The organism is Chromobacterium sp. IIBBL 290-4 (assembly GCF_024207115.1).
GTDB lineage: Bacteria > Pseudomonadota > Gammaproteobacteria > Burkholderiales > Chromobacteriaceae > Chromobacterium.
The window spans coordinates 2,063,953-2,080,834 of the sequence record NZ_CP100128.1; the positions used below are offsets into that span (position 1 = coordinate 2,063,953).

Annotated in this window: 17 protein-coding genes; 4 read left to right on the plus strand and 13 right to left on the minus strand. The window is 63.8% G+C overall.

Going from position 1 to position 16,882, the window contains the following annotated elements:
- Positions 1–91: 91 nt before the first annotated feature.
- The gene (locus NKT35_RS09635; protein WP_254300810.1) at positions 92–1,723 is read left to right on the plus strand and encodes a methyl-accepting chemotaxis protein; all 1,632 of its coding nucleotides are present in this window, start codon (positions 92–94) and stop codon (positions 1,721–1,723) included.
- Positions 1,724–1,777: 54 nt separating this feature from the next.
- Here NKT35_RS09635 and NKT35_RS09640 read toward each other — a convergent pair whose 3' ends face one another.
- The 8 genes from NKT35_RS09640 to NKT35_RS09675 form a co-directional block, all read right to left on the minus strand.
- Positions 1,778–2,566, minus strand: a complete 789-nt coding sequence (locus NKT35_RS09640; RefSeq protein WP_254300813.1) for a TatD family hydrolase — start codon at positions 2,564–2,566, stop codon at positions 1,778–1,780.
- The gene (locus tag NKT35_RS09645) at positions 2,566–3,249 is read right to left on the minus strand and encodes a hypothetical protein (protein WP_254300815.1); all 684 of its coding nucleotides are present in this window, start codon (positions 3,247–3,249) and stop codon (positions 2,566–2,568) included. The genes NKT35_RS09640 and NKT35_RS09645 overlap by 1 nt, the downstream gene beginning before the upstream one ends.
- A 69-nt stretch (positions 3,250–3,318) precedes the next feature.
- Positions 3,319–3,858 (minus strand): NUDIX domain-containing protein, encoded by a 540-nt coding sequence (locus tag NKT35_RS09650; protein ID WP_254300817.1) that lies wholly within the window; start codon positions 3,856–3,858, stop codon positions 3,319–3,321.
- Between the two features lie 2 nt (positions 3,859–3,860).
- A complete protein-coding gene (locus NKT35_RS09655; RefSeq protein WP_254300819.1) occupies positions 3,861–5,627 on the minus strand; it encodes an ABC transporter ATP-binding protein in 1,767 nt (588 codons plus the stop codon).
- Entirely contained in the window at positions 5,617–7,359 is a 1,743-nt protein-coding gene (locus NKT35_RS09660; protein WP_254300821.1) for an ABC transporter ATP-binding protein, read from the minus strand. Before NKT35_RS09660 ends, NKT35_RS09655 begins: the two co-directional genes overlap by 11 nt.
- A gap of 84 nt (positions 7,360–7,443) precedes the next feature.
- Complete coding sequence (locus NKT35_RS09665) at positions 7,444–8,361, minus strand: bestrophin family protein (protein WP_254300823.1); 918 nt, start codon at positions 8,359–8,361, stop codon at positions 7,444–7,446.
- Positions 8,362–8,424: 63 nt separating this feature from the next.
- A complete protein-coding gene (locus NKT35_RS09670; protein ID WP_254300824.1) occupies positions 8,425–8,832 on the minus strand; it encodes a hypothetical protein in 408 nt (135 codons plus the stop codon).
- The gene (locus NKT35_RS09675; RefSeq protein ID WP_254300826.1) at positions 8,829–9,650 is read right to left on the minus strand and encodes a hypothetical protein; all 822 of its coding nucleotides are present in this window, start codon (positions 9,648–9,650) and stop codon (positions 8,829–8,831) included. Before NKT35_RS09675 ends, NKT35_RS09670 begins: the two co-directional genes overlap by 4 nt.
- A 1,118-nt stretch (positions 9,651–10,768) precedes the next feature.
- On the opposite strand from NKT35_RS09675, the gene NKT35_RS09680 reads away from it, so the two are divergent.
- On the plus strand, positions 10,769–11,458 hold the full coding sequence (locus tag NKT35_RS09680; RefSeq protein WP_254300828.1) for a magnesium transporter: 690 nt from the start codon (positions 10,769–10,771) through the stop codon (positions 11,456–11,458).
- 67 nt (positions 11,459–11,525) lie between these two features.
- On the opposite strand, the gene NKT35_RS09685 is transcribed toward NKT35_RS09680, so the two are convergent.
- Positions 11,526–11,885 (minus strand): NADH-quinone oxidoreductase subunit A, encoded by a 360-nt coding sequence (locus tag NKT35_RS09685; RefSeq protein ID WP_254300830.1) that lies wholly within the window; start codon positions 11,883–11,885, stop codon positions 11,526–11,528.
- 322 nt (positions 11,886–12,207) lie between these two features.
- Complete coding sequence (locus tag NKT35_RS09690) at positions 12,208–12,879, minus strand: hypothetical protein (protein WP_254300832.1); 672 nt, start codon at positions 12,877–12,879, stop codon at positions 12,208–12,210.
- A 196-nt stretch (positions 12,880–13,075) separates the two neighbouring features.
- On the opposite strand from NKT35_RS09690, the gene NKT35_RS09695 reads away from it, so the two are divergent.
- Both NKT35_RS09695 and NKT35_RS09700 read left to right on the plus strand, forming a co-directional pair.
- On the plus strand, positions 13,076–13,864 hold the full coding sequence (locus NKT35_RS09695) for an alpha/beta hydrolase family protein (RefSeq protein WP_254300834.1): 789 nt from the start codon (positions 13,076–13,078) through the stop codon (positions 13,862–13,864).
- A gap of 187 nt (positions 13,865–14,051) precedes the next feature.
- Positions 14,052–14,984 carry an IS5 family transposase gene (locus NKT35_RS09700; RefSeq protein WP_254294827.1) on the plus strand — a complete coding sequence of 311 codons (933 nt, stop codon included), beginning with the start codon at positions 14,052–14,054 and terminating at the stop codon, positions 14,982–14,984.
- 35 nt (positions 14,985–15,019) lie between these two features.
- Here the strand turns inward: NKT35_RS09700 and NKT35_RS09705 are convergent, their stop codons facing one another.
- The 3 genes from NKT35_RS09705 to NKT35_RS09715 are packed head-to-tail and all read right to left on the minus strand — an operon-like array spanning position 15,020 to position 16,873.
- Positions 15,020–15,133, minus strand: coding sequence for an ogr/Delta-like zinc finger family protein (locus tag NKT35_RS09705; RefSeq protein WP_254300836.1), 114 nt, complete (start codon positions 15,131–15,133; stop codon positions 15,020–15,022).
- A gap of 10 nt (positions 15,134–15,143) precedes the next feature.
- Entirely contained in the window at positions 15,144–16,133 is a 990-nt protein-coding gene (locus NKT35_RS09710; RefSeq protein WP_254300838.1) for a P2 family phage major capsid protein, read from the minus strand.
- Between the two features lie 14 nt (positions 16,134–16,147).
- Positions 16,148–16,873 (minus strand): hypothetical protein, encoded by a 726-nt coding sequence (locus NKT35_RS09715; protein ID WP_254300840.1) that lies wholly within the window; start codon positions 16,871–16,873, stop codon positions 16,148–16,150.
- Between the last annotated feature and the right edge of the window lie 9 nt (positions 16,874–16,882).

A 16,882-nucleotide genomic window follows, 5' to 3' on the forward strand; every position in this document is an offset into this window, starting at 1 on the left:
ATGTCATTTCGCTGCTTTAGAATCGGCGCTCTAAAAAATGGACCGGAAACAGTTCGGCCAGGTTCATCTCTATCGGGTGTGGGGAAGCACAATGCGTAATTTGTCTATCGCGGCCAGGATCACTCTTGGCTTCGCGCTGCTATTGGCGGCGCTGATCATGACTGGCCTGTTGACTCAGCTGGGCCTGGGCAAAATCTCGAAGCGGGTGGAGGACGTCAGCTCGCATGATCTGGCGTTTTATACCGACATCGTCGAATTGCAGCGCGACATGGGCAATCTGCGGCGTTTCGAGAAGGATTACTTCATCAATATCGCCAATGACGCCAAACGCGGCGAATACATAGGCAAGTGGAAAACCGCCCAGGCCAGCGCGCAGAAGGCGATCCAGCAGGCCGGCAGCCATCCGCTTAACGATGAGTCGACGCAGCGGCTGAATCAGCTCGCTACCTTGCTGGGCGGCTACGCCGATGGCGTAGGCAAAGTGTCGGCCATGATAGAAAGCAAGCAGATCACCGCCACCGCCGACGCCAACAAGGAACTGGAGAAGTACAAGGATAATATCCACCAGATGGAAGGCGTGACGGAGCAATTGGGCAAAAGCGCGGCAGATGCGGTGGGCCAGCTGGATGATCAGATCGACGCCACCGCCTCCAGCGTGCGCTCGCAGCTGATGGTGGAAATCGCCATCGCGCTGGCGGCCGGGGTGGCCATCGCCTGGTTCATCATCGCCTCCATCCGCCAGCCTTTGCTGCAGATGCGGGATGCCAGCCAGGAGCTGGCTGAGCAGCGCAATCTGCGGCTGCAGCTGCCGGACTTCGGCCAGAATGAACTGGGCAATGTGGCCGGCTCGCTGGCCAAACTGGTGGACAGCGTGCGCACCGTCGTCGTCGAGTCGCAAAGCCATTCCGCCAGCCTGGCGCAGGCGGCCCGGCAGCTCAGCTCGGTCAGCGAGCACGTCTCATCGGCATCGGCGCATCAGTCGGAAGCCGCCTCCAGCGGCGCGGCGGCGATCGAGCAGATGTCGGTCAGCATCAATCTGGTGGCGGACAGCACCCTGGATGTGGAGCGGCAAGCGCGCTTGACCATGGAGCAGGCGACGGCGGGCAGCGATCTGGCGCAGCGCGCAGCCGGCGAAATCCGCCAAGTGGCCAACAGCATCACCGAAACCGCGACGGTGATGGATGGCCTGAATCAGCGCTCCGCCGACATCGGCGACATCGTGCGGGTGATTCACGACATCGCCGACCAGACCAATCTATTGGCGCTGAATGCGGCGATTGAAGCGGCGCGGGCCGGCGAAATGGGCCGCGGCTTCGCGGTGGTGGCCGACGAGGTGCGCAAGCTGGCCGAACGGACCAGCCAGGCGACCACGGAAATCACGGGCCACATCGATGGCGTGCAGGCGGATACCCAGCGTGCCTTCCAGAGCATGCAGCAGGCCAATAGCCGCATCGAAACCGGCGTGGTCAGCGCGTCCAGCGTGGCCGAGGCTTTGCAGCAGATCCGCGAGCTGGCGGAAAAGTCGGTGGACCGCATCGCCGATATTTCCAACGCCATCAAGGAGCAAAGCCACGCCAGCCAGGAAGTGGCGCGCAATGTCGAGCAGATCGCCCAGATGAACAGCCAGACGACCGAGGCGGCCGGCGAGGCCAGCGGGCTGGCGGCGGAGCTGAATGGCTTGTCCAATCAGCTGGATGGCTGTCTGCAGCGTTTCCGCACCTGATCCTGTTGTTGGCCCCAGCGCCCGCGCCGCGGCGGGGGGCTTGACGCGCGCGGTTCAGGCCAAAGCCAGCGCGGCGAGGGTGTTGCGATGCAGGGCGCGCCGCAAGGAGGCTGCGTCTGCGCCGCGCAGTTCGGCCAATGTGTCAATGAAGCGGGCCAGCTGGCTGGGTTCATTGGGCCGGTCTTGCGCGTATTCGGGGCGGATGTCCGGCGCGTCGGTTTCCAATGCCAGGCTGTCCAGCGGCAGCGTGGCGGCCAAGGCGCGGATGCGGCGCGAGCCGCTATAGGTCATGGCGCCGCCGAATCCCAGCTTGAAGCCCTGGCGGATGAAGGCCTGGGCCTGCTGTTCGCTGCCGTTGAAGGCATGGGCGATGCCGCATTCCACTTTTTGCTCGCGCAGATGCTTGAGCACCCGGTCCACCGAGCGGCGCACATGCAGCACCACCGGCAGGCTGTGCTTGCGCGCCAGCTTCAGTTGTTCGACCAGCAGTTTTTCCTGCCGCGCCGGGTCCAGTTCCGGCAGATAGAAATCCAGGCCGATTTCGCCGACGGCGACCGGCGCGTGCGCCGCCAGCGCGGCGTCGAGCAGGGCCAGATGCTCGTCCAGATGCCTATCCAGATAAATGGGATGCAGGCCGAGGGCGATCCAGCAGCCGTAGCGCTCGCGCATGGCCAGAACGGCGTCGAAGTTGTCCGCCATCACGGCCGGCACCAGCAGCTGGCCGACTCCGGCCGCCTGCGCTCTCGCGACTACGCCGTCCACATCGGCCGCCAGCTCCGGCGCGTCCAGATGGCAGTGGCTGTCTATCAGGCAGTCTTCGGCGGGCAAGGAATCGAAGCGCATCACAGCTTCCAGGTGAAGCCCAGCAGCGTTTGCCAGCCGGCGCTATGGCTGCCGGTGTTTTCCGCCGCCCAACGGCTGCCGGCGCCCACATCCAGCGTCCAGTGCTGGGCCAGGGGGTGGGACATCACCAGCATCAGATTGCTTTGCTCCAACTGCCAGCCGGGGCCGTCGTCGCTATGGCTCAGGCCCAGGCGCCGTTTCTGGTTGGCCAGGCTGCCCCAGCCCAGCACCGAGAATTTCTGCCCCTTCCAGTCGCCCAGCGGCGCTTCCAGGCTGGCCACCAGCAATTGGCCGGGATGGCTGTCGCCGATGCGGCTGGCGTAGCCGAAGGACAGGCTGCCGTCGCGCGGCAGGTCAAAGCCGTAGCGGGCGATGCCCAGGCTTTGCGATACGCCGCCGCCCAGGCTCCAAGCCGGTTCCGAGGCCACGCCCAGCGATACCCAGCCGCCGGGGGCGGGCAGCGCCCAGCCGCCTTCGCCGTCCTGGATGTACAAGGCGCCGAAGCGGGTGCGGTACTGCATGTCCACGCTGGGCTGCAGCCGCGATGAATTGCCATAGGCAGTTTGCCGCGTCATCAGCTCGGTGCTGATGGACAGATCCAGGTCTTTGCCGTCGTCGGCCAGGCTGGGAAGCGACGTCAGCAGCAGGCTGCAGAAGCTGGCGAGGAAAATCAGGCGGGGCATGCTGACTCCCGGAGGGTGGTTAAAAGGGCGGATGGCCCTGTTTGCGTTTGAGCGGACCCGCGGCCCGGTTCAAGCCCTTATTTTATCCAACTTGGCGGCAAAGCGCCCCAGATGCGGGTCGCTGTCGGCAAAAGGCAGTTGGTCGAAGTCGAACCAGCGGGCTTCATGGAATTCTGCCTGGTCATAGTGCAAGGGCAAGCTCCGCGCAACCGGCAGCGCATACCACAGCGTCACATCCAGATGGCTGGCGGCATGGGCATCGACCTGCGTGCGGGTGAGCAGGGTGGGCGCGGGCAGATGGCGGACGCCCAGCTCTTCGAACAGTTCGCGCGCCACCGCCTCGCGCGGGTGTTCGCCGGGATCGACATGGCCGCCGGTGGGCAGCCATAAGCCGGCGTTTTTATGGTCCACCAGCAATATACCTTCCGCATCGATGAGCGCGAAGTAGGTCGCCAGGTGGACGGCGGGCGTGGCCGGCTTGATTCTGCGCCATAGCTCGGCGCCGCTGTCTATCCACGCCAGCGTGGCTTGCTGATGCTCTTCTTCCAGCGCATCCAGAGGGGCGAGGGCGGCCACCTCGGCGCGGATGGCGGCGCGCAGCTCGCTCATGCTCACGCCTCTTCCTCCTCCTCGGTCTGCAATTGCTGCAGCAGATAGAGCTTGTGGTAGATGCCGCCATGGCGCATCAGCTCGTCGTGGTTGCCGGACTCGGCCAGCTTGCCGTGGCTGAGCACGATGATGCGGTCGGCGTCGCGGATGGTGGACAGGCGATGGGCGATGGAGATCAAGGTGATCTTGCCCGCCAGCTTGGCCAGCGCCTGCTGCACCAGCTGCTCGGTTTCGCTGTCGATGTGCGAGGTGGCTTCGTCCAGCAGCAGGATGCGCGGCTGGCCGGCCAGCGCGCGGGCGATGGCGATCAACTGCTTCTGGCCGCTGGACAAGCGCGCGCCGCTTTCGCCCATATCGCTGTCGTAGCCGTTTTCCAGCGACAGAATCAGCTCGTGCACGCCGGCGGCGCGGGCGGCTTCTTCAATCCTCTCCTGCGGCAGGCCGCGGCCCATGTCGATGTTTTCGCGGGCGCTGGCGGCCAGCAGGAAGGGGTCTTGCGGCACCAGGCCCACGCCGGAGCGGAAGGCGTCATCGCCTATCGATTCCAGCGGCTGGCCATCGATCAGAATCTCGCCCTGCTGGGCGCGGTAAAAGCGCAGCAGCAGAGACAGCAGCGTGGACTTGCCGCTGCCGGTGTGGCCGACGATGCCGATGAAGCCGCCGGCCGGCACCTCCAGCGAAAAATCATGCAGCACAGGGTGCTCCGGCTGATAGCCGAAATTCAGCTGGTGGAAACTGACCGCGCCGGCATGGATGCGGCCGGCGTCGGCCGCGCGCGGCGCGGCGGTTTCGGACAATAGATGGCTGACGCGGCCGGCGGCCACCACCGCCTGCTGCAGCTGGCCGAATTGCAGCGTGATCTGGATCAGCGGCTCCACCACCCGGCCGATATAGCCGACAAAGGCGTACAGCACGCCGATCTCCACGCCGCCCAGCTCGCGCGCGCCATAGCTGTAGACCACCGCGATCAGCAGCAGCACATTCAGCAGGTCCAGCGCCGGGCGCAGCAGCCAGGCGTTGGCGCGCAATTCGCCCAGCCGCGCCTGGTAGTAGCGCTGGTTGACGCCGTCGAAGCGCTCGATGAAGCGCGGCTCGGCATTGCTGGCCTGCAGCACGGTGATGCCCGCTATCGATTCCGCCATTTGCGCGTTGATGTCGCTGCGCAGCGCGCGGGCGCGCGCCACCGACGGCGCGCTCAGCCGCTGATAGAGCCAGATGATGGCGAAGGTGGCTGGAAACAGCAGCAGCGCCACCAGCATCAGCCGCCAGTCCAGCCAGGCCATGGCCGCCAGCGCGCCCAGCACGATGATGCTGTTGTTGAGGATCACAAACAGCGCCTGCACATACAGCGCTTTGACCGATTCGGTGTCGTTGGTGACGCGGCTGACCAGTTGGCCGGTGATGGCCTGGTCGAAAAAGGCCATCGGCAGCCGGATCACATGGCCGTAGACCTTTTCCCGCAAGCGGCGCACCGCCCGCATCGCCACGCCGGCCATGCGGATCAGCTGCAGATAGCGCAGCGCCGCGGCGGAGAAGCCCAGCAGCAGCGTGGCGGCCAGCAGGCCGACGATGGCCGGCCAGTCCAGCCGGTGCGGCAGCAGATAGCTGTCGATAAACACCTTGCCCAGCAGCGGCGCGGCCGCTTCCAGCAAGGCGGCCAGCAGCAGCCAGACGCCGCCGCGCCACAGGTGGCGGCGGTCGGGCCGGGCGGCGTCGATCAGAAGCTGTATCGCCTGGCGGCGCGGGAGACGGCTGGCGTCAGATTTCATCGAGGCTGGCCTCCAGTTGTTGATAGCGCCATTGGCTGGCATACCAGCCATTGCGTTGCAGCAGTTGCTCGTGCGCGCCTTGCTCGGCGATATGGCCGTGATGCAGCGCGATGATGTGGTCGGCGTCGGCCACGGCGGACAGGCGGTGGCTGACGATGATCACGCTGCGGCCGCGCCGGGCTTCGCGCAGATGCCGCAGAATCTGGGTTTCGGTAAGGGTGTCCACCGCCGACAGCGCATCGTCCAGCAGCAGCAGCGGCGCGTCGGCCAGCAGCGCGCGGGCGATGGCCAGGCGCTGGCGCTGGCCGCCGGACAGGGCCACGCCTTTTTCGCCCACCGGGGTGTCGTAGCCTTGCGGCAGCCGCAGGATATCGTCGTGCACCGCCGCCAGCCGCGCCACGCGCTCGATGTCGGCCTGGCTGGCCTCCGGTTTGGCTAGGGCGATGTTTTCCGCCACGCTGGCGGAAAACAGGAAGGGCTCCTGCGGCACCCAGCTGATGGCCCCGCGCAGCGCTGCCAGGGTGTAATGGTCTATGGGTTGGCCATCCCAGCGGATGTCGCCCTGTTGCAGGGGGTGGTGGCGCATCAGCAGCTTGAGCAGCGTGGACTTGCCGCTGCCGGTGGGCCCGACCACGCCCAGCGTGTGGCCGGCAGGCAGCGACACTGACAACTGCTGCAGCGCGGGAGACGCTTCCGGCGCGTAGCGATGGCTGACGCCATCGATTTGCAACAGATTGGGCCGCAGCTGGGCGATGCGGCCTTGGTCGGCCACGTCCGGCTCGGCGTCCAGCACCGGTTGCAGCCGCAACCAGGCGGCGGAGCCGCGCTGCAATAGCGACAGCACCCAGCCGGCGGCGAACATCGGCCAGATCAGCTGCACCAGATACATGCTGAAGCTGGTGAGAGCGCCTATGGTCAGCTGGCCGTGCCAGACCAGATAGCCGCCCAGCGCCAGCGTGATGGTGGTGGCCAGCACCAGGGTAAAGCCCACCACCGGTTCGAACGCCGCCTCGCCGCGTTGGGCTTCGAAGCTGCTGTGGGCGGCCGCCTCGGCCAGCCGCGCCAGTTCGGCGGTATTGCGCGCCTCTAGACCCAGCGCGCGCAGCGTGCGCACGCCGCTGAGCGTTTCCTGCACATGGTTGTTGAGCTGGCCGAAGCGCTTCAGCGCCTCGTCCCATTGCTGGTGGATGTATTTGGCGATGCGGGAGAAGCCCAGGGCCATCAAGGGGAAGGGCAGCAGCGCCGCCAGTGCCAGACGCCAGTCCACCCCCAGCGTCATCATGGCCAGCACCAGCACTAGGGTCAGCGCGCCGTCGAAGCCGGCCAGCATCGCCTCGCCGGCCGCCATTTCCACCGAGTCGATGTCATTGGTGGCCAGCGCCATCAAGTCGCCGGTGCGCTGGCGTTGGAAGAAGTCCGGCCCCTGGCGCGTCAATTGGCGGTAGAGCCGCGAGCGCAGCTCGGTGCCAAGATAGTAGGACACCGCGAACAGCTGCAGCCGCCAGCCCACGCGCAGAAAATAAATGGCAAGGCCCATGGCGGCCAGTTTGGTGAGTTCGGTCAGCAAGGTGTCCAGCGGCAGCCGATGCGCCACCAGATCATCGACGATATGTCCCACCTGGCGGGGAATGGAGACGGTCAGCACCGCCACCGAGGCCAGCATCAGCGCGGACAGCAGATAGGCGCGCCAGTTGCGGCGGATGAACTGCAGCAGAAAACGGGACAGCGGCATGGGCGGCTCGGGCAGTGGGTGGAGCCTTATTCTATGGAAAAGCCATTGTCATTGCCAGAACGAACTGGCGCAGCCCGCCTGCCCTCAGTAGAGGTAGATGCCCTGCTTGGGCGGCGCGGGAATATCCAGCGGCAGCCCCTGCATTTCGCGCAGCGAGCTTTCTATGGTGTGGCACAAGGTGGCCAGCGGCAGATCGTTGCCTTCGGTGCCGAACGGCTCCTCCAGCTCCTCGGCCACTTCTTCCAGCGCGAAATAGGTGTAGGCGATGAACACCGCGATCGGCGGCGTCAGCCAGCCTATGCTGCTGACCAGCCCGGCGGGCAGCAGCAGGCAATAGATGCTGACGGTGCGGTTGAGCAGCACCCGATAGGTGAAGGGGATGGGCGTGGTGGCGATGCGTTCGCAGCCGCCCAATATTTCCGACAGGGTGTTGAGGTTGCGGTCCAGCGCGTGCCATTGCAGCTCGCTGATCCGGCCTTCGCGCTGCCAGCGCTGGATTTCCGCGCCCAGCCAGGCCAGGATCAGCGCCGGGCGGAAACGGCCGGCCAGGATTTTGTCCAGCGCATCCGGCGGCAGCAGGCGGCGCAGATGCTCCTCGGCGTCCAGCCCGCGCAGCTGCGCTTTGAGCGCATAGGCGAAAGCGCAAAGGGCGGCGATGAAGCGGCGGCCGTCTGCGTCGTCGCCGCGCGCGGCCAGGGTTTGCCGCGTCAGCGAGCGGCTGGTGATCAGCAGATTGCCCCACAGCTTGCGCGCTTCCCAGAAGCGGTCATAGCTCACCGAGTTGCGGAAACCCAGAAAGATGGCCAAGGACACGCCCAGCAGCGTGAAGGTGGGGATGCTCAGCGCCGAATCATGCAGGCTTTGCAGCCACCAGTGGCGGATGGAGGCCGCCAGCAGCGCCACGGCGGCCACGATGGCGAGCTTGGGCCAGATGCGCGGCAATACCGAGCCATGCCAGACAAACAGCAGGCGGAACCAGGAGGGCGTGTGGCGGACGATCATGCGCGAAGAGGCGGATGCAAAAACTGAATGTTACACAATTATCCGCAGCATGACCTTGTCAATTCAGCCTTTCCCATCCAATTTGGGCAGCGGCATCAGCCCGGTGTTCTCCTCGCGGCTTTCATCCTGCAGCCGCCACTGTTGGGCGTTGCCGCGAGCGTCGAACAATACCACCAGCTCTTTGCTTTGATGGCTTTGCGCGCGGAACAGCAGCGAAACATTAGTGAAGTTCTGCCATTTGGGCTGATATTTATCGCTGCGATACACCCAGAGCTGGCGGCCGTCGCCGAAGCGGATCTTGTCGTCCGGCCGTCCCAGCCGCGCCTGCAGCCTGGCCTGGGCGGCTTGCGATTGCCGCAGCAACTGGCGGACCTCCTGGCTATCCGCCTCCTGCAAAGCGTTGTTGCCGATCACGGCGCAGCCGGACAGCGCGGCGGATGCGCAGGCCAGGGCGAGGAGGAGGCGATTCATGGCTTCTCCAGCGGTTCGAACAGCACCAGGGTATCGTCAGGCCAATCGGCCGACTCCAGCGGCAGCGAATACAGATACTCGCGCGGGTACGGCCAGCTGGCGAAAGGGCTGGTGGTGATGGCGCTGCCGTATTGCCACACCGCCGGCAGCAGCAAGTGCTTGTCGCCATGGCGCAAGGTGATGGAAAACAGCGGCTGATCGGCCACGAACAGATAGTGCGGCGGCCGGTTTTGATAGGGGCTGGGCTCGATCTCCAGCTGGCCCAGTTGTTCCACCTGCTTTTTCAGCCGCAGCGAGGCTTCGCGCAGGCAGCTTTCCATTTCGTTCAGACAGTCTGGTTTGCGCGCGCCGGGCTGGCAGTGGCTGTTCTCGCTGGCGGGATTGAGTCCGCTTTGCGCATCCACCACGCATTCCAGCCGCAAATCGCCCAGCCTGCGCGCGCCGTCGGGAAGATCGGGGCTGCGGATGTCCGGGCGCCACAAGGCCGCTTGCCCCGATTTCGTCGCGGCTTGCAGCGATTGGCCGGCGACCGGCGCCGGCCAGGAGAAGCTGGAGCGCTCATCCAATGGCACGCGGTTTTTGGCGCCGCCGATGGTTTGCGTCAGCGTGAGCTGCCCTTGGGCCAACACCCGGTAGCGCAGTTGCGCGCGCGGCGCCAGCGCATGCTGCTGCGCAAACGCCGATTGGGCCTTGATGAAAACATCGGCGGAGCGGAGGTTGTTATCGGGAACGTTGGCATGGCTCAGGGCCGAAAGCAGGCAGCAGAGGGAGCATGCACAAAGACAGCGAAACGGAATGGGGCGCAGGGCGGCTCTCACGAATTCTCCTATTCCTGATGGCCATGCATTCGCAGGCGATTGGGATTGGGGGTTATGATAATCCTTATGACATTTAATATGTGATTTTGTTATGCATAATATCTTCCCAGCGGCTGTCGGCTCCAGGAGGGGCAGGTTGCCCGTGCTTGCGCGCGGGCTTTATCCAGGGCTGAGCGGCAAGCGCGGGAAAGCCTCAGGAATGAAAATATTAATTCCAAATGGCTAAATTTAAAAAATTCCGCGCTTTTATGGGTTTTATAGAGGGTGTCGGCGGAAAAATGTAAAACCTCCGTCACAAAGTTTGCTTTGAAATGGCTGGGCGGATATAGTCCTCAGCGTTATCAATCATGCAAAGGTTCAACGTGAACAACGACGGATGTAGTCGATCCTATATCGACGCGTCGCTTTGCAGGATTCGCGCAGTCTGATTCTTCCGCTGCCGCATCCTGCCAAGCCAGGGTGTGGCGCATCGGCCTGACGGCCAACGCTCTCCTCCCATCCGCCTTTCGAGGCATTGTCGGCCGGCCCTGGGCCCGCCGCATCGCATCCGCCTGTTCCAATCGAACCGAAGCCCCGGCGCGCGGCCATTGCGTCTGCCTGCCCGGTGATTCCCTTTATCCGCCACACGGAGATTTCGATGTCTGAAGAACCAGAACCTCGACCGTGCCGGCCGGTATTCTCGTCCCGCTGACCTTGGTCGCTGCGGGGCGCGGTCCCGTCGGCATGACTCGGAAAACGGGCGCGGCCTAGTCTCGTCTGTCTATCCCTATTTTGGATTTGTCCGTCGCAGCGCGGAGGAACCCTTGCGTCTATCGCAGCTGGACAGTGGTTCTTTCTAGCGGCAGGAGCGCGTGCGCCTGCTATCGCGCGACGGCGCCAATGGGGCGGTCAGTTTCAAGATTTCCATCAAGTCCAATAATCCGGGTGTCTGCTTTTCAGCAGCGTTTCGTTTGTATCGCATTCCATATCGCTTTGATTTTAAAGACTGGAATGGCGATTGGCCGAGTGTTGCCTGCGAAACGCCAAAATTATCTATTAGGCATTAAAAATTTAATTTCAAGATTGGATGCTCGCGCAAATTTCCGGGCATCCACTGCTAATTAGCAAAGGAATGCAAGATGACTCAAGCAACCAAGATTTTCATGACCGACGCCCAAGGCATGCGCTGGGTGAATGCCGACTACGTGAAGGAAGTGGCTGACGATATCGCCGATTTCGGCGGCAACCACGCTATCGACGGCAACGATCTGGACATAAAGCGCGACAGCATTTGGCGCATCTTCCGGGTGCGCGCCATGTGGCTGCTCATCCTGACCGCCTTCGGCATACTGACCAGCAGCATCATCGCTGGCCAAGCGGAACTGTTGGACAAAGCCATCATTTTGGCAGCCTTCCTGCCGGCCATCGTCGACATGGGCGGCAACTCCGCCAGCCAGGTGGCCACGCTGGTGATCCGCTCCATCGCGCTGCAAGACCTTAAGGTCCGCATCAAAGATGTGTTCCTGGTGCTGAAAAAGGAAATCGTGATCGCCTGCATGCTGGCCGTCGTAGTGGCGGTAGCCGAGGTGGTGATGGCTCACTTCACCAAGTCCCCGGGCGGCGACATCCTGCTGGTGGTGGGCGTGTCCATGTTCGCCTGCACGCTGACCGGCTCTGTCATCGGCGCCATCCTGCCCTTCGTGGCCAAGAAGTTCGGCGCCGATCCGGCCACCCTGTCCTCGCCGATGCTGACCAGCATTTGCGACTTCGTCGGCGTGCTGATCTATCTGGGCTTCGCCATGGTGATCCTGGGCGGCAATCTGATGTAACGCATTGCCGTGAAAAAAGCCTCTGGTCGAGAGACCGGAGGCTTTTGCTATTCGACGCGGGCGGGGTTTATTCCCACTTCAGCGCGCCCTTTTTCCACTCGTAGATGAAGCCTATGGTCAGAAAGCCCAGGAACACCGCCATCGCGCCCAGGCCGAACAGACCTAGCTCGTCTTTCAGCGTGACCGCCCACGGGATCATGAAGGCCACTTCCAGATCGAACAGGATGAACAGGATGGCCACCAGGTAATAACGCACGTCAAAGCGCATCCGCGCGTCTTCAAATGCTTCGAAGCCGCATTCGTAGGGAGACAGCTTTGCCGGGTCCGGCCGGTCGGGGCCTAGGAAGCGGCCGGCCAGCATGGGCAGCACGCCTACCAAGAGGCCAACGACGATGAACAGCAGGATGGGGAAGTAGTTTTCCAGCATGGTTCTATTCCTGATGGCGAAACAGAAATAGACCGCTCTGCGGCGGCAAGTGCCGGCAAAAACGGTAAACCACGGGTAAAACCACGCTGGCATGCAGAAATAACAAGGGCCATCTCTTGGTGGATGGCCCGCTGTTGCGAGGCCGGCTTGGCGCCGGCTGGCCGTCGCCGTCCGGGCGTCCGCTCAGTTTGACCGGCGACAGGGTTCCTGGCCTGTGGACGCGGTCGGGTGGGGCTGAGCGGGGGCGGATGGCGGCGGCTGACAAGCATTCTGTGTGCGATGCGCGTTCAGGTTTGCCGCTATGTTGATCTCCGTGGCAAGACTATCGGAACTTCCTGTCCTTAATATCGGCAGCGCGCGGAGAAATTAAATCCCTGTTTTGGTTACGTTTTGTCTCGGTTTGTACGGCGTGCGCGCACTCTCCGATGAAGTGCCAGCGCAGATACGCAGCCTCGCCGGCGATATTGGACATCCGCCATGGCCGATAGCGTTTCAGACAGATGCCCACGGTGGCGTTGCCCAGTTTCGCGGGCGCGAGGCCTACCAGCATGGCGGCCCGTTGCCGCGCGTCCGGCAGCGTGGCTTCTCCGCGCCAATGGCGGCAGCTGGCGCAGTCGTTATGTTTAGCCGCTAGCCGCTCGGCCTGGGCGCGCGGCAGGCCGGCGTCGTATTCCAAAATCGCCGCCCGCTCTTCAAACGCCTCCACATCGTCGGCGTGGGCATGTTCCGGATGATGGGTATAAAGATGGGCGTCCAGCGCCGCGATCAAGTCCGCTGTGGCCACGCCGTCATCGTTCAATTGCCGGCCTAGCATCGCCAGCCAGCTGTCGCGGTCTGCATCGCGCCAGTTTTCCAGGCGGCAGATCGTGCGGACGCGGTCTCGCAGCGCAGCGGGCAGCGTGGAGCGCAACGGCGCGCAGCGCAGAGGCGCCGGCGCATGGCGGGCCGTGGCGATGTGCAGCGGAGTATCAGCGGCTCTGATGAATGCGTTCATGCCCTGCCTTTCTGTCGGCGTGGTATCGGGAAAACTAGGCGATAGGGTGGGGCTGCGAGCGGGGCGGAGCGAGCCGACAGGGTTCAGCGCTGACATGCGGAAACGGCAAAGCATTTGCCACGCGTTGCAATTACAATGGCATGTTTGGCGCTGCACCCTTTGCTGCCAGCGCCGTCGTTTAAGAAAGCCCACCGCTATGGAACACGCCGCCGCTACACGCGATATTGCTCAACCTTGTCTCACCGCATCCTATGGACCGGATGCAGCGCAGGCGGGCGATCTTTACCTTCCCGCCCAGCCGCATCCCGCCGTGGTTTGCTTGCTGCATGGCGGTTTTTGGCGCATGCCTTATGGCCGCGAGCAGATGCATGCCGTCGCGCAGGACTTGGTCGCCCGCGGTTTCGCGGTATGGAATCTGGGCTATCGCCGCATCGGCGCGCCGACCGGCGGCTGGCCGAATACCGGCGACGATGTGCTGCGCGGCATCGAATACCTGTCTAGCCTGGCTGGCAAGGGCATCGCGCTGGACCTGGACCGTATCGCGCTGGTGGGGCATTCGGCCGGCGGGCAGCTGGCTCTGTGGGCTGCCGCGCAGGAGCTGAACGGCATCCGTGTCCGGGCGGTGGCGGGAGAGGCGCCGGTCAGCGATCTGCACGCCGCTTACCAGTTGGGCCTGGGCCGGTGCTCGGCGCAGGAACTGCTGGGCGCTACGCCGGATGCGCAGCCGAAACGTTACGCCGCCGCCTCGCCTCTGCACTGTTTACCTCTGCGCATTCCGCAGCTTGTGGTCCACGCCATCGACGACCAGGCTGTGCCCATCGATATGTCGCGCGCTTACGCGGCTGCCGCCCGCGCCGCGGGCGATGCCATCACGCTGCGGGAGCTGTCGGATTCCGACCATATGGCCTTTATCGACCCGGCCAGCAGCGCCCATGCCGTTGTGCGCGAGTGGTTATCCACCGCCTTGGGTGTGAGTGAGCCGTGATGTGGATAAAAAAGCGCTGCGGCGAAAGCTGTGGATAAATTGTCCAGACGCGGAGATCAGGCCGAGGAGGCTCGCAAGCCGCTGCTCCCTCATTGGGTCTTCACGGGGTATGTCTTGTTTGCGTTTGAGCTCAGGGAGGGCTTTGTTGCACAAATCACCCTCCCAGCAGGCGGGGTAGAATGACGGCATGAGCAAGCCCGCCCCGCCCAAGTACAAGACCACCAACTGGAAGACCTACAATGCTGCGCTCAAGGCGCGTGGGTCGCTGATGATCTGGTTGGACCGTGACATGCGCTGGCATGGCTCTGCAGTCGGCAAACGTGGACGGACACCGACTTTCAGCGATGCCGCCATTCAGTTCTGCCTGACGATCAAATGCCTGTTCAATCTTGCGCTCCGACAGGCCGTGGGTATGGTGCAAAGCCTGCTCAAACTGGCGGGGCTGGACTGGCTGACGCCGGACTACAGCACCGTGTGCCGGCGGCAAAAGCATTTGCAGGTGGCCATTCCTTGCCGTCCAACCACGACCGGGCTGCACCTGTTGATCGACAGCACCGGCATCAAGATGCTGGGTGAAGGCGAATGGAAAACGAAGAAACACGGCGCGGAGTACCGCCGTCAGTGGCGCAAGGTGCATTTGGGCATTGATGCGCAGACGCTGGAAATCCGGGCGATTGAAGTGACCGACAACGCGGTGGGCGATGCGCCAATGTTGCCGGAGTTGCTGGACCAGATTTCCGCGGGGGAAAGGATTGCTGCAGTAAGTGGCGATGGTGCCTACGACACCAAAGGCTGCCATGAAGCGATTGCCAAGCGAAAAGCCGAGGCGGTGATTCCTACCCGAAAGAATGCCAAGCCGTGGAAGGAAAATCGGTTGGGCGCCCATGTCCGAAACGAGATACTGCGTGCTACCCGGCTCCTGGGTCGAGCGATCTGGAGGAAATGGAGCGGTTACCATCGCCGCAGCCTGGTGGAAACCAAGATGCGCTGTTTCAAGCTGCTGGGCGAGCGGGTAATGGCAAGGGACTTCGACCGTCAAGTCGCAGAGCTCCAAGTGCGAGCGGCGATCTTGAACCGCTTCACGCGGCTCGGGACGCCGATGACGGTGCGCATGCCATAAATCCGTCCGGGGAAAGGGGCTTTGCATGCCGAAGCCTATTTATGCAACAAAGCCCTGCAGTTGTAGTAAATCTCCTTGGCGGTGGCGGACAGCATGCGGCTGGTGCGCACCCGCGACATCGCGCCGCATAGCGGGCAGGGAAAGGCCATCTCTGTCTCCTCAGTCCACGATTTCCACGTCTTCAATCAGCGCGCAGGCGGCCAGGTTCTCGATCACATAGGCGTCGGCGCTGGAGTGGTAGAACAGCACGCTGTTGATGGACGGTTCTTCCTGATAGCGGTAGCGCACAGCGTTTTGGTTGAAGTACAGCGACAGGTTGTCGAGTCGGGTAATCAGGATGCTGTCGCCGGGGAAGAAGGCGGCCGTCGCCGCTTGCAGGCCGCCCAGCCGCTGCTTGTGGAACACCAGATCGTCCCACGGCTCGGCCTGGCCGCTCGGCTCGCATACTGCGTCTGGCAGCAGGTCTGCGCCGACCAGCGCCACCAGCAGCGGATCATCGCGCCAGGCCGGCGCCAGCAAGTTGTTGACGGCATGGCGCACCAGGCGGTGCAGGCTGCGGAAGCGCTGGCCTTCGCCGACCCGCACGCGCTCCAGGCACGCTTTCGGCGCTTGCTCGCGGATCTGCTGCAGCCAGCCGATATTGACGTCCTGTAGCTGCGGATGCTGCTCCCGGTCAGAGTCTTTGGCGCGCATCAGGCCACGGAAGCCGATCATCACTCGGTCCAGCAGAATCCGCCGGTCCAGCGTCTGCCGCGCGCGGGCCTCGAACAAGGCTTGGTCTTGCGCCTCGTTCATCCAGGCGTCCAGCGTGGCGTAATCAAAGGCGGCATCAAAGTTGGTCTGCTGGCAGAAGTATTGCGCCGGCTGCCAGGTCTGTTGCGCCGGCTGGCGCGCATGGCGGTTGGTGTCCACCGTGGCGGCCAAGGTGCCGGCAAGGTCGAAGTTTTGCGAGCGGCCTTTGATCTCGGCCACGCCCAGCACATTGATGGCGGACAGCAGCCGGCTCTTGGCTTTCAGCGCCTGAATGCGGGCCTGCGCGGCTTGCGGCTCCGGGGCGGCATGGCAAATCCCTGGGGATTGGTGGGCGTCCATATGGCTGAAGTAACGGCCGATGAAGTGGTCCAGGGCTTGGCGGGTCGTGTTTTGCATGGCGGCGGTCTCGCTTAACGGTTGATCAGGGCTTGGTATTGCGCGTCGCGCTCGGCTTGATAGCGCCGACGGGCCAGCGGGTTGTGCGCCATCGAGGCCGGGGCGGCCAGCGCCGGCAGCGGCCGATTGAGCAGGGCCAGCAAGTCATCCGGTTCCGCCTGCGCGGCGGATTGCAGCGCCTGTTGCAGCTCGCCCGGCTGCTGCGCGGCAAAGAATTCTTCGTGATTTCTGCGCAGCTCGGCGCGGCCGAACAGCCGTTCAATGCACGCCTTCGGCGCTTCAGCCAGCAGCAGCGCCAGCACCGGCAGCTGTTGCCCCCATTGCGCGATTTGATCGTCCAGCACCGCGTCCCAATACTGGCGGCGCAGCGCGTGGCGTGCCTCGACCAGCGCTTCGCGCTGCTCGAACAACGTCTCCTGCTGCATTTCGGCTTGGATCTTTTCTTCCTCGGCGATCTTCAGCGTTTCTTCGGCCAATTCCAGATTGGCCATTTCCTTGCTCTTCAGCTCGCGCACCGCCTTGGTGGGAATGCCCAAGGACGTGCGCATCGCCTGGCGGCAATCCTTGCGCGCCTGCTCGGCTTCGTTGCGCAGCGCTTCAGCGGTTTGGACGCGGCGGGCAGCGTTGTCAGCCAGCATCTGCCAGGCGGAGAGGTCTTGCTCGAAGGCGGCCAGGCGTTCGGTCAGGCCGGCGACGGCGAAAGCGACGGTTTCTTGGGTGTTGGGGTTCTGGATATGCATGTTCTGAGT

Excerpts from the sequence above, each read along its gene's own strand:
- NKT35_RS09665 (WP_254300823.1), bottom strand. The coding sequence starts at position 8,361 with ATGATCGTCCGCCACACGCCCTCCTGGTTCCGCCTGCTGTTTGTCTGG.
- NKT35_RS09670 (WP_254300824.1), bottom strand. The coding sequence starts at position 8,832 with ATGAATCGCCTCCTCCTCGCCCTGGCCTGCGCATCCGCCGCGCTGTCC.
- NKT35_RS09695 (WP_254300834.1), top strand. The coding sequence starts at position 13,076 with ATGGAACACGCCGCCGCTACACGCGATATTGCTCAACCTTGTCTCACC.
- NKT35_RS09680 (WP_254300828.1), top strand. The coding sequence starts at position 10,769 with ATGACTCAAGCAACCAAGATTTTCATGACCGACGCCCAAGGCATGCGC.
- NKT35_RS09660 (WP_254300821.1), bottom strand. The coding sequence starts at position 7,359 with ATGCCGCTGTCCCGTTTTCTGCTGCAGTTCATCCGCCGCAACTGGCGC.
- NKT35_RS09705 (WP_254300836.1), bottom strand. The coding sequence starts at position 15,133 with ATGGCCTTTCCCTGCCCGCTATGCGGCGCGATGTCGCGGGTGCGCACC.
- NKT35_RS09715 (WP_254300840.1), bottom strand. The coding sequence starts at position 16,873 with ATGCATATCCAGAACCCCAACACCCAAGAAACCGTCGCTTTCGCCGTC.
- NKT35_RS09650 (WP_254300817.1), bottom strand. The coding sequence starts at position 3,858 with ATGAGCGAGCTGCGCGCCGCCATCCGCGCCGAGGTGGCCGCCCTCGCC.
- NKT35_RS09655 (WP_254300819.1), bottom strand. The coding sequence starts at position 5,627 with ATGAAATCTGACGCCAGCCGTCTCCCGCGCCGCCAGGCGATACAGCTT.
- NKT35_RS09645 (WP_254300815.1), bottom strand. The coding sequence starts at position 3,249 with ATGCCCCGCCTGATTTTCCTCGCCAGCTTCTGCAGCCTGCTGCTGACG.
- NKT35_RS09635 (WP_254300810.1), top strand. The coding sequence starts at position 92 with ATGCGTAATTTGTCTATCGCGGCCAGGATCACTCTTGGCTTCGCGCTG.
- NKT35_RS09685 (WP_254300830.1), bottom strand. The coding sequence starts at position 11,885 with ATGCTGGAAAACTACTTCCCCATCCTGCTGTTCATCGTCGTTGGCCTC.
- NKT35_RS09640 (WP_254300813.1), bottom strand. The coding sequence starts at position 2,566 with ATGCGCTTCGATTCCTTGCCCGCCGAAGACTGCCTGATAGACAGCCAC.
- NKT35_RS09690 (WP_254300832.1), bottom strand. The coding sequence starts at position 12,879 with ATGAACGCATTCATCAGAGCCGCTGATACTCCGCTGCACATCGCCACG.
- NKT35_RS09710 (WP_254300838.1), bottom strand. The coding sequence starts at position 16,133 with ATGCAAAACACGACCCGCCAAGCCCTGGACCACTTCATCGGCCGTTAC.
- NKT35_RS09700 (WP_254294827.1), top strand. The coding sequence starts at position 14,052 with ATGAGCAAGCCCGCCCCGCCCAAGTACAAGACCACCAACTGGAAGACC.